Source organism: Chitinophaga sp. W2I13 (genome assembly GCF_050434005.1).
Lineage (GTDB): Bacteria > Bacteroidota > Bacteroidia > Chitinophagales > Chitinophagaceae > Chitinophaga.
Genome location: NZ_JBNPWD010000001.1, coordinates 6306103 through 6321928, shown reverse-complemented (window position 1 = coordinate 6321928; position 15826 = coordinate 6306103). Strand labels below are relative to the sequence as shown.

Genomic DNA, 15826 nt, shown 5'->3' with positions numbered 1-15826 from the left:
TTCATTTTATTGTTTTCTGCTGCCTGGTTTTGGAAATACCTGGTGTGTTTGGGCCCATTGGTACCAAAGGGTTTGCAGCTGTTGTACCTTTTCGGGATACTGTGCCGCCAGGTTATTTGTTTCCGTTTTATCGGCAGCGAGATTAAATAATTGCCAGGTGGTATCATTGCTGAGCGACACCAGTTTCCAGTTGCCCGAGCGTGCATACCGTGCACCGAAGTGTTCATTGAACAGCTGATCGTGCCCGGTTGTTTTTTTATTTTTGAAAGATGGCAACAGGCTCATACCCGTAGTGGCCGGAATCTTATGACCATGGTATACTTGTGGATATTGTGCATGGGCGAGTGCGGTAAACGTAGACATAAAGTCCATTACATGTCCCGCATGATCACTGAAGCCTCCTTTGTTAGTGGTAATTCCTTTGGGCCAATAAGCGATCAATGGTGTGTGGATGCCGCCTTCATATGATTCTGCTTTCCAGTATTGATAAGGTGTATTGGCTACGTTGGCCCATGTTTGCCCGATGGAAGCATACGTGGTTTGCGGGCCCGGCATTGCCTGTTTTTTGGTGGCATAAATGATCTTGCGGCCATCGCGGGTTTCATCGGGGCGGTCGAAGCCAGGGCCGTAGTTGGCGCAATTTTCCGGGCTGGCGCCATTATCAGACAGGAACAGGATGAGGGTGTTGTCCAACTGCCCTGTTGCTTTCAGCGCTTCCATAATGCGACCAATGCCCTGGTCCATCCGGTCGATCATGGCGGCATGCACTGCCATGGCCATGGCATCCCAGGCGGTATCAGGGTTTTGCGCCCAGGTCTGATCCTGATTCCAACGTTTAGGCAACGGCGTAGTGGCCGGATCAACCAGTCCCATTTTCACCATTTTGTTATAGCGGGCGGTGCGGATAGCTTCCCAGCCTGCCTTGTAGGTGTCTTTATACTTTGCAATATCTTCTGGCAATGCCATCAGTGGCCAGTGTGGCGCATTGTGGGCCACATACAGAAAGAAAGGCTTTTCTGTTTCCGCGTAGCCTTTGATATAAGCCACAGCCGTATCGTTGATAGCATCAGTGTGATAATAGTGATCAGGCACTGCTGTGATGGGTGTTGTTCCGCTTACCAGGCTGAAGGGATCAAAGAAATTCACTACTCCCCAGATGGTGCCGAAGAACTTATCAAAGCCCCTGCTGGTGGGATACTGCGCTATGGGGGAAAAGTCGCCGAATGTTTGATGGTGATTAAGCCAGGCCATTTGTTCAGCCGGGGTTTTCTGTCCGACTGTATTAGATACATGCCACTTGCCTGACATGGCGGTCTGGTAGCCGGCTGTTTTCAGTACTTCCGCCAGAGTTACTGCGTTAGTGGAAATATGCCCCTGGTACCCGGGCTCATCCTCTGCCTCGGTCATCTTACCGATGCCAGCCTGCTGGTTATATAAACCGGTGAGCAGCGAAGCGCGGGTAGGGCAGCAACGGGAAGTATTATAAAACTGCGTATACCGGATACCGTTAGCAGCGAGGAAATCGAGATTGGGTGTATGGATTTCACCACCATAGCAGCCGGCATCGGAAAAACCCATGTCATCCGCGAGGATGACGATGATATTGGGCCGCGCGTCTTTCCTCAGCGGCTGTTTACTTTTTTTAAACCCTGTGAGCAGCAGACTGCTCAACAGGAATGGAATAATATAAACTGACTTTGGTTTTACATTCATGGGTTCTCACCGTTTTATTACTATTGCTGCGGCTATACCGGATTCCCGTTAAAATAAAATAAAACGGACAGAAAAGTAAATAAACCGGATGATTGGGATGAATTATTTTTGGCAACCGGTTAATTTTTCCCTGGACCGGTTATTTCTTCCAGGGCAGCAGCCAACTCACCGGCTTCGGAGGTAATGTTCCGGATAACGCCTTTTTTATCCACGATCAAATGCGTGGGATAAAGATTTACCTGGAGGCTGTCGCTGATATAACGCTCCGGCACAGGGATCACGGCATAGTCAAATATTGTTTTTTTCATAAAGCTGCGCAGTTGCTCCCGGTCGTCGAAAGCCAGGCTTAAAAAAAGCACATCGTCCCGGTTACGGTATTGCTGCACCAGCTGGTTTAACCGGGGCATTTCTTTCACGCAGGCCACGCAATGAATAAACCAGCATTTCACGACAAGTATCTTGCCACTGGTTGACTCCTTCGTGTATGCCTGGCCGTTAATATCTTCCAAAGAAATAAAAGGAAAAGGTTTTCCTTCTCTCTTATAGTATCCATAATAAGTTTTCCCGTAGTACTGCAGTGCACTTCTGACACCGGCGGGTGTTGAATCCGGCAGCGGGTAGAGTTTATACTTCAGTGATGAATCTGCCGTAACGAGCTTCAGCGGAAGATAGTTGCCGCTCGCAAATGCCTCCAGGAATGCTTCCCGGCTGATTTCATGCGATGCGGTATCCAATGCTGTATACTTCACCGTGAGCATCATCTCACCTGTTTTGTAGTAATAAAGGGAGGCGTAATCACGAAGAATGGCGTCGGGCGCTATCGCGGGCTCCCCGGGTTCAGGTCCGGTTGATTTATCCGCCGGCTGTGAGCAGGCGCAGAAAAGAATAATAATAAGCGTCAGTATACGGGCAGGCAGCATATGGTATCCATTTACAGGCATACATAAGATACAAATTATTTCCTTACCCTGTTACTCTCTTCTGCCGCCCCGCTGCGCTGCTTCCGCTGCAGCTGGTTCCCGAAAGTTTTTGCCCATGTCAGCTTTATGATCTGCATTTTGCCTGATTCCGGCTGGAAGGTAACTTTACTTTTCAGGTTAAACGCCTCTTCCGCCAGCGTCCCGAAATAACTGCTGATGTGCACCGTGCGTAGTATATCCGTTACCGTTAGCTGGAGACTTCCCCCGTTTTTATTCAGTTCTTTTTTAAGACCGGCATTCAGCGCACCGAACGGATCCACCTTTTTGGAGCCATCGTACGACGCACTGTTATACCAGCCGGAGATTTCGAGGTAGAAACGGGCAGGTAATGTAAAGGCTGTAGAGAAGTTAGTGTTAAAGCCGAAATATTGTTTCTCTACTGGTGTGGCGGTATAGTCCAGTTTAAATTGCCGCCATCCACCTGTAAATCCGAAGTTCATATTCCACCAGTCGTTCACCTTCCAGGGCAGCAGCGCCTGAAAGGAAACATTATCCTGGAACAACAGGTTTTGCGGAGATACCCATATCACTTCCCCTGCGGGATTGGGTGTAAGCTGGTAGCGGGCTATGGGGGCATCATCCCTGCTGTAAAGCAGGGAAAACGAGTAGCCGTGATAGTTATAACCAACCTTTACATTGTTGGTGATCGTTGGCTTCAGCATAGGGTTGCCGGTTTCCACCGAAGTGGGTCCCGAGTAAATGACAAATGAAGCCAGGTCGTTGTAAGCAGGACGGCTGATCCTTTTTGTATAGGACAGTTGCCATTCCGCTTCCTTTTTTTTCCATGTCAGGAAAATGCCCGGAAAGAACTTACCGGAGGTTCGTTTGGTGATCTGTTGCTTATTTTCCGGATCATCCATTTGTGTTTGTACATATTCGTATCTCAAACCGGCTGCCAGCCGTAGCGCCGGATGCAGTTGCGCTTCCAGTGAGCCATAGGCGGCCCCTATGACTTCTTTCATAATGATATTATTGATAGCGGCGGTACTGCTTACCCAGGCGTCATCCAGGAAGCTTTCTATCCTGGAGTTGCTGTTGTTTTTTGTATAGGTTCCTTTCACCCCTGTTTCAATTTTTATTTTGGGAGATAGCTGCCTGCTGTAATCCATTTTCAATACGCCGATCTGCATCGAGGACACAGAAAAGGTTCGTTGCACCGGGGCAAAAAGAGTATCGTTGGTACCCGGTGTATGGCCGGCGCTATCCACGAAAGCGCTGATACCGGCAGAGGGCCGGTTGTTTTTATAATACAAGTAATCCAGGTCGATGTTCAGCTGCTCTCCTTCGCGCATTTTTCTTTCTGCATACACAGATGCGCCCAGGTTATCCCAGTTGTTGTTAACCCTGATATCCGCATCCATGTTATAGGCGGTGGTTTTATTCACCAGGTATTCCCCGTGGTTCAACGTATGATCTGTAACCCGGCTGATGTTGCCATTGATGCTGCCGCCGATGATAGTACGCGGGGTCAGGTTCACATCTGCTCCCAGTATGATATTATGACTATTCCCCACGGACTTCGTCACGCTGAGGAAATCGGAGGAGCTGGGGCCTCCCAGCAATTGCATATCATCTGTTGCGCGGGCAAACCAGTCGTAATAGGATTTGTCGTGCGAGAAGGAATAACTTCCGTACAAGGTCGTATGGCGGAGCGTGCGTCCGAAATTAAGGCTGGCGGCGGCCTTCTCTCCATAGCCATATCCGCCGGTAAGGGAGAAATTTCCCTGGTTCCTGTTTTTCCTGATGACAATATTGATCATCCCTGCATTGCCGGCAGCATCGTACTTTGCAGGTGGTGTATTGAGCAGTTCAATTTTTTCCACGTCGGCGGCGGTCATGCCCTGCAGGTAGATCATCAGCTGATCGGCAGACATGCGCAGCAACTTGCCGTTCAGCATCACCATCACCCCACTTTTGCCATTGAGTGCAATTCCGTTGGTTCTCCGGTCGATATTTACGCCCGGTGAGCGTTCCAGTACTTCCAGGACCGAGCTCCCTTTTGTAAGCACACTGCTTTGTACATTCACCACTGTGCCATACGCCTGCTGCTGCAACAGGGGCTTGTTTGCCTGCACCATCACTTCTTTCAGCTGTTTCAGCGCCGGCAGGCTGTCCGGCGTGGCGGATTTCCCGGATGCCTGTGCCCGGGTATCCAGGGCCGGGGACAACAGTAATAAGGTAAGGAGTACATAGTTCATAAGAGATCACTTCTGCTGCAAATAAATGCGTATCCGCAACACCGGAAAAACCCGAATGACCACGGGCGGCAGGAAATTGACCACCTGCACAAAAGGCATCGTTTCCCGGCTAAATCCCTGAAAAGCCGGGAATACGGCCGTTCAGCAGCTGCGGTATGCGGGTCATCATTTATTTGCTGCCATTGACATAGTACCGGGAGAGAATCAGCAAAATGTGGTTATCTTTAGTAACAGGTAATTTTTTATATGCTGAACACTAATACAAGCCGGAACTGGCTGCTGAAATATAAACTTTACCACGTCCCCTTCTGGTGTCTTTACCATTACCTGTGGTGGGTAGTGGCAATAGGGAATCCTGTGAAAGCTGCCAACTCCATTATCTTATTCCCTTTCTATATCAAGTTTGCGTTTTATGTGATATTCCAGGCCGCCGCGGTATATTTCAATCTCTATTACCTGATTCCAAAATACCTGGAAAAGGGCAGGTATACCGCCTATATTACGTTGCTGGTGCTTACCATCGCGGCAACTGCCTGCGCTATTGTTGGCGGGTATTATCTTTGCTCTGCAGTATCCGGAAAAAGCTTTGAAGTCCTTTTCGGGCCGGGGGATTATTGTTTCCTCCACTTCTTTGGTAACGCCCTGCCGTCTACCCTTGCCAGCATGACATTGGCCATGAGCATAAAGTTGACCAAAAGCTGGCTGCAAACCAAAAGGAGACAGCAACTGCTGGAAACAGAAAAACTGGAAACAGAACTTAACTTCCTGAAGAACCAGTTTAATCCTCATTTTCTTTTTAATACTATTAACTCCATCTTCTTCCTGATCCATAAAAACCCGGATGTGGCCTCTGCTTCCCTGGCGAAGTTTTCAGAGTTGCTGAGGTACCAGCTATATGAATGCAACGATAAACAGATTGCCCTCAGCAAAGAGATCGGCTACCTGGAAAATTCTATCGAACTGGAAAAACTGCGGCTTAACAATAATGTGGAAGTATCCTTTACGTATCACCGGCAGCCGGTATCACACCTGAGCATCGCCCCGTTTATACTCATGACCTTTGTGGAAAATGCGTTCAAGCATGTATCCAAACACGCCGACGGGCCTAACTGGATCAGGATACAGCTGTATCTCGACGGACCGCAGCTGGCATTCACTGTTTCCAACAGCTGTGCGGCAGACGAATACAGCGCACCCATTATTGATTATGGCGGTATCGGTTTAAAAAATGTGCAGCGGCGGCTGGACCTGGTATATCCCGGTCAATATGAACTGGACATACTCCGCGAAACCGGCAGCTTTGAAATACGGCTGCAGCTGGAACTGGCCGAACTCACGGTACCACAATTACTATCTACCTAAAATGCCTTTATTATGATCAACTGCGTGATTACAGACGACGAACCACTGGCCAGGGAAGGCATCGCCAGTTATGTAAAGGAAATAGATTTCCTCACGCTGACCGGCATCTGTGAAAATCCTGTGGAGTTGGTAAACCTGTTAAAGCGGCAACCAGCCGATCTTATCTTCCTGGATATACAAATGCCTAAACTCAGCGGGCTGGATTTTCTGAAGATGGTACAAAATCCGCCGATGGTGATTATCACCACAGCGTTCCCCGAATATGCGCTGGAAGGTTTCCAGTTAAATGTGCTGGACTATTTATTGAAGCCCATTACGTTCGACCGGTTCTTCAGATCGGCCACCAAAGCGAGGGACTATCACCAGTTGGTAAACCCGCCCGCCAAAAACAACTCCACGCCCGTGGAAGCCGGTGCGGATCACTTTTTTATTAAATGTGGCAGCCGGTATGAAAAGGTCCAGGTGGAAGATATTCTTTTTGTGGAAGGCATGCAGAACTATGTAAGCATCTACACCCGCAAGGGAAAATATATGACCCTGTTATATCTCAAAAACCTGGAGCAGCAATTACCCGCCCAGGCATTTATCCGGGTGCATAAATCTTATATTGTAGCAGTAAATAAAATAGACAGTATCCAGGGGAATGAAATTTGTATACAATCGCACCAGATCCCTATCAGCCGCAATTACCGCGAGGCAGTGATCCAACAGGTGGTCATGAACAGGTTATGGGATAAAGTTTCGCGGCCACCCTTGCCGTAAGGTCAAAACATTGTATTTTTGGCGCCCTAAAAAAAGCCTCTGAATCCTTGCGATCCAAAGGCTGCTAACTCAAAGTAAATCTGATTATGTAAATGTAGTCCTGCCTGGCGGTAGATACCGGCCGGCATCATTTCGTATCCTTTTTCAGTCAGGTTCCTTTAACAGGTGCCTCGCAAAAACGGGGTAACCCTGAAAAAAAGAATGGCGGCTTTTAAGAAACAAAACTGCTGGTATTCCTTTTTTCAATATGATGATCAAAAACGTTTCCAGGTATACCCCAAATATAACATGGACGCGGAGTTTGCACAATACCGGCATACTATGATTTATTTATACCTGTTTTCAGGTATTTTTGCCGGCAACGATCATGTATACCCAATTGTTTTATATTTTGGCTTTATGAGAAGACTATCTTTCCTGATTTTCCTGGTTACAGCAACTTCCTGGTGCAGTGGACAGGCGCCTCCGCTGAATGAAAAGGCGCTTACAGACAGCCTGGAAAATGTATTGCAACGGACTACATCCGACAGTATCCGTGCCCGGGCACACTATTCCCTGTCGGAATACTGGGCTGTCAACGATTCGCTGAAGTCATCACAACACCTGGAAAAAGGAAAGCAATACAGTGGAAAGAATTCCTTCCTGCAGGCGCTTTACTATTACTATGAAGCGAATATGCTGAAGAAATCCGCGCCTGACAGAAGCCAGTCCGCCTTCCTGAAAGCAGATACCTTACTCAGCAGGTTTAACACTTCCGAAGCCTATTCTTTCCGGTCTAAAGCCTGGTACGACTATGGCGCTATTGCCCAACGGAAAGACGATTACAAAGCATTTGCAGATGTTTTGCTAAATAAGGCGATTCCGCTGGCACAACAGGCCGGCGATCAAACGGTAGTGGGGAAAGATTACCTGGCGGTGGGAATCGTTTTTAAAAATGCGGGACAGTTCGACAAAGCAGAAACCTACTGCCTGAAGGCGATAGAAACTTTCAAAAACGCGCACTCCCCTACGCATGAACTGGTAACTGCCTATCATACCATCGCAGAAAATTATTCGCTGTCGGCCCAGAATGCCAAAGCAAAGCCTGCGCTGGACAGCGCCTGGAAGCTGTTGGCGCCTTTCCCGGAATCTGAATACCTGTTGGATCATTATGCCGCCGAAGGGATGTATTATACCCTTGAAGGGAAATTCAAAGAGGCGCTTGCCAGCCTGGACAAAGGAATACAACTGGCCCGGAAGAAAGGTTTGCGTTATGAAGAGCAACGGTTACAAATGCAGCAGTTTTACGCTTATTTCAATGATAATAACTTTGTAAAAGCGAAAGAAATGGCCACGCTGCTGATGCAGCAGAATGAAACAATGAAGCTGGTAACTAACCGCCTCCAGTTGTTTTACGGGATGGCACTTACCTGCGAAAACCTCCGGCAGATGGCGCCCGCCTATACATGGATGAAGCGTTACAGTGAGCTTAGCGACAGTCTTACCAAAGCACAGCTTACCAACGATGTGCATGCCCTGGAAATAAAATTCCGGAACGCAGAGAAGCAGAAAGAAATAGATGCGCTGAAAGCCAAAAGCATCCAGGATGCGCTGCATACCAAAAATGCCCGGCTGGTAAACTCATTGCTGGGCGCCGCTATTGTCATTTTACTGGTGGTATTGCTGTTTGCCGTTTTCGTTTACCGCAGCAAGCAGAAACTGGCGGCGCAAAAAGAGCTAAGCTACCGGCAACACCTGCACGAAATAGAACAACAACAACAATTACAGTTCAGCCAGGCCGTGTTACAGGGCGAAGAGCAGGAACGCCGCCGGCTTGCCAGGGACCTGCATGACGGCCTGGGCGGCATGCTTGCCGGCGCCAAGATAAACCTCTCTGCACAAATTGAAGATACCTACTCGCAGGACCAACGGGCCGAACTGGAAAAGATCACGCTTCAGCTGGATCATTCTGTTACAGAACTCCGGCGCATCGCACATAATATGATGCCCGTTAACCTGCTGAAATTTGGTTTGAAGACAGCGCTCAAAGATCTCTGCGAATCACTCATGAATGACGCTACCCGTATTGACTTCCAGGACCTGGGAATTGAAGATACCCTCCGGGAAGAAGTACAGATCCACATCTACCGCATTGTACAGGAGCTGTTGTCCAATGCTATCCGCCATGCGCAGGCGACCAATATCATACTGCAATGCAGCCAGAACGACCATATCTTTTTTATTACCCAGGAAGATAATGGCAAAGGTTTTGACACGCAGGCGGCGGGTAAGGAGAAAGGCATTGGCTTAAGCAACATCCGTAACCGGGTGGGATTCCTGAAAGGAAAAATTGATATTGACTCTGCCGCGAACGAAGGCACCACCATAAATATTGAATTACATGTTGATTAATCCCGCTACACTCGCTATTGTAGACGACCATCCGATTGTACTTGAGGGACTGCAGAAGTTGCTCACGAATGTGAAGAGCATACAGATTACCGGGTGCTTTCACTTCCGGAATGGCTTTTATGTCTTTCCTGAAAGAAAATAAAGTAGATGTATTACTGCTGGATATCACGCTGCCGGATGCGAACGGGATAGAGCTATGCCGGGAAATTAAGGCACTGTCGCCCGACACACACGTACTGGCACTAAGCAATCATTCTGAACGCAGCATGATCCTCCAGATGATCCAGAACGGCGCTACGGGGTACCTGTTGAAAAATATTTCTTCCGAAGAACTGGTGGCCTGTATCCAGGAAGCACTCAGCGGAATGATCACTTTCAGCAAAGGCGCCAAAGAAATTATGGCACGCCCCTCCATCAGCGAACTAAAAGGTATTCCGCAGCTCACTAAACGGGAAAAGGAAATACTGCACCTGATAGCAGATGGTAAAACCACCCCCGACATTGCGCAGCAGCTTAATCTTAGCCCGTTAACCGTAGAAACGCACCGGAAAAACCTGATACAGAAGTTCCAGGTAAGAAATGTGGCCGCGCTGATTAAAATGGCTGCTCAACAAGGGCTGTTATAGGAGCTGTTTATTTATGCAGTCCTTTCCTGCGCAGATAAGCCAATAGCTTTTCAGGATAATCTGTCTGGATCACATTGGCAAAGGCCGCGTCTTTACGCAGCTGATCAAAACCGGCATCGTCTTTTTCTGATTCCAGTTTATCATACTTTCCCAAAGCGTTCATCCATACCCGTGTGCCGCCGGTGGTAATACTTTTCACCAGGGAATCGGAGTAAAAAGAAGCGTCTCCGTGAATAACCGGGAACTTGCCCTGCTTCGCGGCCATTTGTTGTATTTCTGCTATTTCCGCCACACTGTGCGCGCGGGGCATTACCGGGATCTCCGGATTCCAGCTGTACAGGGTGGGCGCTGTATGATGATCATAGATAAAGAACAGGACCTGTTCTTCCATTCCATGTGCCGCAATCTGGGCAAAGGCCTGCCTGGCTGCCGGCTCGCTTTCTTCCTTAAAATCTACATCTACAATAATTCTTCCTTTGGTGATCTTTAATACCTGTTCAAAAGAAGGGATAATCTCCGTGGTGGGTTTTCCTTTAAAAAGTAAGGGAAACTGCTGCAGTTCGTGGTAGGTATAATCCCTTACCTTGCCGGGTTTCCCGGTGGTGCGGGTAATGGTTTCATCGTGCATAAGCACGAGGATATGATCTTTTGTTTCATGCAGATCTATTTCCACGATATCAATACCCTGTTCAACAGCTTCCTTTACAGCCGCGAGTGAGTTCTCCGGGTATTTGTTATGCGAAGCACGGTGTGCCGCCACCATGATATGTTCCGGGTGATGTTTAAATTCGTCGAGGATAGCGTCTGCAGGCGTTTTTTGCTGTGCGGTTACCGGCAGGCTGATGGCACATAAGGTTGCTAATAATAAACGGTTCATCAGGTATTTATTTTTTTACAGCGATAGACAGGATGTTCCTGTGAAAGTATATTATTTCACAGAAGATCCCTACCGGCTTAATAAAAAAATAATCTTAGTAGTCATAGGTGTCGGTTGCCGGAAAAAATAGTTACATTATAGTGTATTAACACCCATCAAACAATAGCCATGAATATTACCACGCAGCGGTTAACTACGCATCACCTCGCCGAATTTATTGAATTGCTCCAGGTATATGAAGCGGTATTTGACATGCAGGACTTCCAAATGCCCGATAAGAGTTATCTCAAAAACCTGTTGAGCGGGGACCATCTGATTATGTATACCGCCATGCATGAAAATGCCGTTATAGGCGGACTTACCGCCTATGTACTGCCCTCCTGTTACGCACGCGCTGCTGATATATATGTGTATGACTTTGCGGTGCATACCGAATTTCAAAGAAAGGGTGTTGGCAAACATTTACTATCTGCCTTCGCGGACTACTGCCGGGAGAATAACTATGCCACGTTCTTTATACAAGCAGTAGCCACGGATGTACATGCCGTGGAATTTTACCGTGCTACCGGCGGTGCGCCGGAAAATGTAGTGCAGTTCACTTACACCGATATTAAACAATAAACGACCGTCCTTCTTTGTTCATCTCCTTCCGGATGCCATTTACCACATCTTCCAGGGCAACCGCTGTTGATTTCCGTTCCAGCGCTTTCAGGCAGGCGTATTGTACTACATTGATAATATTTCCGCCGGTGATTTCATACTTTTTCACTTTTCCGGGAATATCTTCTTCATCCAGGAACTTTACGTTTGGCGGGAAGGTTTTCTGCCAGATAGCCGCCCGCTCCCGTTCTCCGGGTACCTGGAATTGTATGATGGCATTGAAGCGACGGATAAAGGCGTCGTCAATATTATTTTTCATATTGGTAGCCAGTATTACCAGGCCATTAAAATCCTCGATCCGCTGCAGCAGGTAAGATACTTCCTGGTTGGCGTATTTATCATGTGCATCCCGTACGCTGGTGCGTTTTCCAAACAGCGCATCTGCTTCGTCAAAAAAAATGATCCAGCCTTTATCTGCTGCCTTTGCAAAAAGTGTTTCCAGGTTTTTTTCTGTTTCCCCGATGTACTTGGAAACGACCATCGACAGGTCAATTTTATATACATCCCTGCCGGTATATTTACCGAGTAAACTGGCCGTAAAAGTTTTGCCGGTACCGGGAGGTCCATAGAACAATGTGCGGTAGCCTTTCTTCAGCTTATGTTTCATGCCCCATTCATTCATCAGCTGATCGTTGTGATGCAGCCATGTTTCCAGCTCCCGGATCTGCACCATAATGGATTCATCCAGCACCAGGTCGTTCCAGCTAAGCTCCGTGGCGATGAGCCTGGCGGGGAAGCTCATGCTGAAATGCGGCCTGCCGGGTTTTCCTTTTATAAAGAGATTTACATAGTCGATGTCCATCATAATACGGGCACTCATCAGTGGTTCTCCTGCCTGTACATCTTCCAGCCATAATATTCTTTTGAGTGCAAATTCATGATCGGGTTCAAACAGCTCCTGTACTTCCAGGCGTTTTTTCCAGTTGGTGCCCGCCAGCAGGAAAAGCGCTGTTTCTCCGGTGGGCAGGAAGCCCCGGAATTGTTTGCCGCGTACACCGCCTAATTGTGGAAATTCGCCTGCCTGTGGCAGGAATTGCTGGATAGCCGTGTCGTAAAATTCCGGCAGGATATGCGGCACCAATGCTATCAGCAGCAGGGTGAGTTCTTCGTCGCTCCATTTGTTTTGCTGCATGGCTTCCGGCCGTACAATTTGCCAGGTAGTCCTGTCAGGTATAGCAGGTGGTTTGGAAGGCGTGCCTTCTTTTTTAAAGTAGACACCCAGCTGATAGTTGATCAATGCCTGCAAATAGGCCAGTTCCGGCGCCGTGGCGGTGGTTTCGGCGATGGGTACCGCGGTTATTGGCTGTTTCGCGGTTGTTTTTTTTGGAGATACCTTGTTGTTAATCTTACTCATATGTTTGTCCCTCCCGGTTGTGTAGCGGATTTTTCTTTAGCAGCGCCCTGTTGTACCACATGTGTAAGTTCATGTGCCAGCAGGTGTTTGCCGTTACTGGTGTCAGGATTATATTTTCCTGCATTGAAAAAAACATCATTCCTGTGGGTAAATGCCTGCGCACCCAGTTCTTTACTCATTTGTATGGCGGAGGTGCCCGTATGAATATTTACGTGGCTGAAATCTACCCCGAATTTATGCTGCATTTCGTGTGTTGTTTGCCGGCTCATGGGATTGCCTTTACCGGCAGCACTTTCAATCTGCGCAGAGAGCTGCGGTGTGGCGGAACTGCTGCCACTACCGCCTCCGGTGGCTTCGGATTTTTGCACCTGGCCTTCTTCCTCGTGTTCACAGGCGGCGCATTTCCGTTGCAGTTCGGGCTTGGTTTGAATATCTTTATCTCGGCGCATGCGGGCATCGTTGGTGCCCAGCTTTTCTTCTGCTTCGGAAGTAGCCAGCCGCTGTACTGAGCTGATATCTTTTTTCTGTACTACCGGGCCGGCGCCGCTGCCACCGCTCACCACCTTATCTGCTACCGAATCGGCTTCCCGCTCAAATGCGTCTCCGGGTGTGTTGACGGATAATTTTGTCTGGAAGAAAGTACTTTCTTTCTTCTGTTGCACGCCGCTGAAAAAGGGTTCTTTTGCGGAAGCGGCGGCGGGTAAAGACTGTTTACTATCAAACATAACCAACTATTTTATTCTGCTTAGAAAATCTTCTCCCAGCCTGCGATAATCTTTTGCGCCATGCGACACCGGATCAAAGCTGAAAATATCCATTCCCGCTTCCTGTGCTTTGGCCAGCTGTATATTGGAACGGATATAGGTATCCATTACTTTGCCGTTGTACTCTGTTTCCAGTTGTTTCAACACCTGCCGGTTCATGGATTTCCGGTCGTCGTACTTGGTTAAAACAATACCGAGCACTTCAAGGTTGGTGTTCAGCTTCTTTTTTATATTCTCAAAATGATACATAAAACTGCGAACGCCTTTCAGCGGAAGAAATTCTGCCTGTAGTGGCAACAGTACGTAATCGCTGGCTACCAACGCATTTACGGTAAGCATGCCAATGGCGGGCGGGCAGTCGATCAGGATAAAATCAAACTGTGGCAGCAACGGTTTCAGCATCCAGCTGAATACCTGTTCACGTCCGTACATGCCCACCAGTTCCAGTTCTGCGCCTGCCAGGTCCAGCGACGAGGGTATGAGCATCAGTCCGCAGGGCGATGTGAGTATCACCTGCGACAACAATGCCTCTTCACCTGCGATCTCTTTTTTCAGTGCGGTGTACAGGTGCTGGGGCGGGTCTTCTGCATATCCTAGTGCCTGCGTGAGATTCGCCTGGGGATCGGCATCCACGAGCAGCACCTTTTTACCTGCCTGCTGCAAGGCGGCAGCCAGGTTAATAGCGGTGGTGGTTTTGCCGGAACCTCCTTTCTGAATAGCCAACGATATTACCGTCATAAGAAATCAGTTAATCATAATGTTCCGTTGAAAAAATACTTTGCTTTTTCCCATACGATCCTGCCTACTTTTTGCCCGAGATATTGCCCTTCCTGGTTGCTGCGCGGAAAATGGATTCCACCGTATAACCGCGACAGTCCAGCTTGCGCGGCTGCTTCCGAAAATGTATTCCAGCTTAATGAAATATCGCGTGAAGGCGTATAACCGGGTTCTGTCAGCGAACCACCTTTGCTGCATAATACGGTGGCGCCCAGTTTATCGCCACCGGTAAACTGCGCCATGATATAGGCCGCGGCGCTGCTAAAGGTGCTATGACCGGAAACATATTCTGCAAAGGGCGGCGTAATAGCGGCCGGTGGCTGAAATGGCAGCCACTCCTCTCCTTTTATTTCCTTAGTACCTTGCCCCGGACCGCCCCAGGCTTTTATTATGCGTCCTTTGTATACATAGCGCACGGCTGAAACCGGGCGTACGGCATCATAATGCCGTTTACTTTCCCAGCAGGCAATACTGGCATCCAGCATTGCATTGCTGAGGGCAAAAAATAGTTTCAGGTCCTGGTGATTACAATGCTGATCCCGGTTAGATACATACTGTGCGATCTGGCACCAATGACCTGGCGGCGTTACGGTGCCGGGACCATCCCACCAATATTCCGCGATTACTTTTTGCAGGTCGGTGAGGCCGGCACTGATCGCTATCACCTGGTCTACCTGCTGCTGAAACTCGGTACTACCGGGCAGGTAAGGCACCGGCGGACGAAACTGTGCCGCGTACTGCAACGCAAAAGGATGCACCAGCGACCAATGTGACGTGAGGAACTGTTGTGATTTAAAATGACCATTGCCGTCCGGAACAAGCAGTGGTTGCCAGCGGCCCGGTTCCTTCAGCTGCTCCGGTGTGTTCACTGGTTTATATCCTGTATAATCCGACCAGGCAGGCATTTGCAGGGTGCCATAAGCGTTGGCACCATCTCCCGCAAAGGCTTCCAGTATACAACGTCCTGCGAGGTTACCGATACCCGCTGCATTGGAAATATCCAGCGTGGTGATGGCGGGGTCATAGTCGAGGTGCAGCATCATATCATGAAACATGTTTTTATTTTCCGCGGGTAAAATCAACCGGAATAGTTCCGTGAGCACGCGGAAAGCAGCGTAGCTGTATGCTTTGCGTTTATAGGCAGCTTTGTGTTCTTCTTTAGGCCGTTTAATATAAGCGCCGGTGGCGGTACTGATGGCACAGGGGTTGTAGGCCGTCCACGCATTGTACATGGCGGTGTGTACCATAGCCAGTGCGCGTGCGGCCAGTGATGGTGGAAGTGACGAGCAGCGGATCGCTTCCACTGCCAGTTGGTTCCATTGCACTACGAGTGTTGTCGGGGTTGACATATCATCTTTTCAT

General features: G+C 48.6%; 14 protein-coding genes. 6 read left to right on the top strand and 8 right to left on the bottom strand.

The annotated features are described in order from the left end of the window. Positions 1-6: 6 nt before the first annotated feature. The 3 genes from QFZ48_RS25815 to QFZ48_RS25805 all read right to left on the bottom strand — a co-directional run bounded on the left by QFZ48_RS25815 (position 7) and on the right by QFZ48_RS25805 (position 4891). On the bottom strand, positions 7-1713 hold the full coding sequence (locus tag QFZ48_RS25815; protein WP_429064451.1) for an arylsulfatase: 1707 nt from the start codon (positions 1711-1713) through the stop codon (positions 7-9). A gap of 119 nt (positions 1714-1832) precedes the next feature. Beyond that, the gene (locus QFZ48_RS25810; RefSeq protein WP_429064450.1) at positions 1833-2654 is read right to left on the bottom strand and encodes a TlpA family protein disulfide reductase; all 822 of its coding nucleotides are present in this window, start codon (positions 2652-2654) and stop codon (positions 1833-1835) included. 14 nt (positions 2655-2668) lie between these two features. Further along, positions 2669-4891, bottom strand: coding sequence for a TonB-dependent receptor domain-containing protein (locus tag QFZ48_RS25805; protein ID WP_429064448.1), 2223 nt, complete (start codon positions 4889-4891; stop codon positions 2669-2671). 246 nt (positions 4892-5137) lie between these two features. Here QFZ48_RS25805 and QFZ48_RS25800 point away from each other — a divergent pair, with 246 nt between their 5' ends. The 5 genes from QFZ48_RS25800 to QFZ48_RS25780 all read left to right on the top strand — a co-directional run bounded on the left by QFZ48_RS25800 (position 5138) and on the right by QFZ48_RS25780 (position 10032). Next, complete coding sequence (locus QFZ48_RS25800; protein ID WP_429064446.1) at positions 5138-6253, top strand: sensor histidine kinase; 1116 nt, start codon at positions 5138-5140, stop codon at positions 6251-6253. 12 nt (positions 6254-6265) lie between these two features. Beyond that, positions 6266-7015, top strand: coding sequence for a LytR/AlgR family response regulator transcription factor (locus QFZ48_RS25795; protein ID WP_429048314.1), 750 nt, complete (start codon positions 6266-6268; stop codon positions 7013-7015). 165 nt (positions 7016-7180) lie between these two features. Beyond that, positions 7181-9406 (top strand): tetratricopeptide repeat-containing sensor histidine kinase, encoded by a 2226-nt coding sequence (locus tag QFZ48_RS25790; protein WP_429048316.1) that lies wholly within the window; start codon positions 7181-7183, stop codon positions 9404-9406. Beyond that, positions 9396-9548: a hypothetical protein gene (locus QFZ48_RS25785; RefSeq protein ID WP_429064443.1), complete on the top strand. Its 153-nt coding sequence runs from the start codon at positions 9396-9398 to the stop codon at positions 9546-9548. Before QFZ48_RS25790 ends, QFZ48_RS25785 begins: the two co-directional genes overlap by 11 nt. Continuing rightward, on the top strand, positions 9526-10032 hold the full coding sequence (locus QFZ48_RS25780; RefSeq protein ID WP_429064441.1) for a response regulator transcription factor: 507 nt from the start codon (positions 9526-9528) through the stop codon (positions 10030-10032). The genes QFZ48_RS25785 and QFZ48_RS25780 overlap by 23 nt, the downstream gene beginning before the upstream one ends. A gap of 7 nt (positions 10033-10039) precedes the next feature. Here QFZ48_RS25780 and QFZ48_RS25775 read toward each other — a convergent pair whose 3' ends face one another. Further along, positions 10040-10909, bottom strand: coding sequence for a glycerophosphodiester phosphodiesterase family protein (locus tag QFZ48_RS25775; RefSeq protein ID WP_429064438.1), 870 nt, complete (start codon positions 10907-10909; stop codon positions 10040-10042). Positions 10910-11077: 168 nt separating this feature from the next. Here QFZ48_RS25775 and QFZ48_RS25770 point away from each other — a divergent pair, with 168 nt between their 5' ends. Beyond that, on the top strand, positions 11078-11530 hold the full coding sequence (locus QFZ48_RS25770) for a GNAT family N-acetyltransferase (protein ID WP_429064435.1): 453 nt from the start codon (positions 11078-11080) through the stop codon (positions 11528-11530). Here QFZ48_RS25770 and QFZ48_RS25765 read toward each other — a convergent pair. The 4 genes from QFZ48_RS25765 to QFZ48_RS25750 are packed head-to-tail and all read right to left on the bottom strand — an operon-like array spanning position 11520 to position 15813. Beyond that, complete coding sequence (locus tag QFZ48_RS25765; RefSeq protein ID WP_429064433.1) at positions 11520-12923, bottom strand: ATP-binding protein; 1404 nt, start codon at positions 12921-12923, stop codon at positions 11520-11522. The two genes, QFZ48_RS25770 and QFZ48_RS25765, sit on opposite strands and share 11 nt — an antisense overlap. Beyond that, complete coding sequence (locus QFZ48_RS25760; RefSeq protein ID WP_429048323.1) at positions 12920-13648, bottom strand: DUF4157 domain-containing protein; 729 nt, start codon at positions 13646-13648, stop codon at positions 12920-12922. The genes QFZ48_RS25765 and QFZ48_RS25760 overlap by 4 nt, the downstream gene beginning before the upstream one ends. 6 nt (positions 13649-13654) lie before the next feature. Continuing rightward, positions 13655-14425, bottom strand: coding sequence for a ParA family protein (locus QFZ48_RS25755; RefSeq protein ID WP_370910758.1), 771 nt, complete (start codon positions 14423-14425; stop codon positions 13655-13657). A gap of 14 nt (positions 14426-14439) precedes the next feature. Next, positions 14440-15813 (bottom strand): DUF6851 domain-containing protein, encoded by a 1374-nt coding sequence (locus QFZ48_RS25750; protein ID WP_429048325.1) that lies wholly within the window; start codon positions 15811-15813, stop codon positions 14440-14442. Positions 15814-15826: the final 13 nt, after the last annotated feature.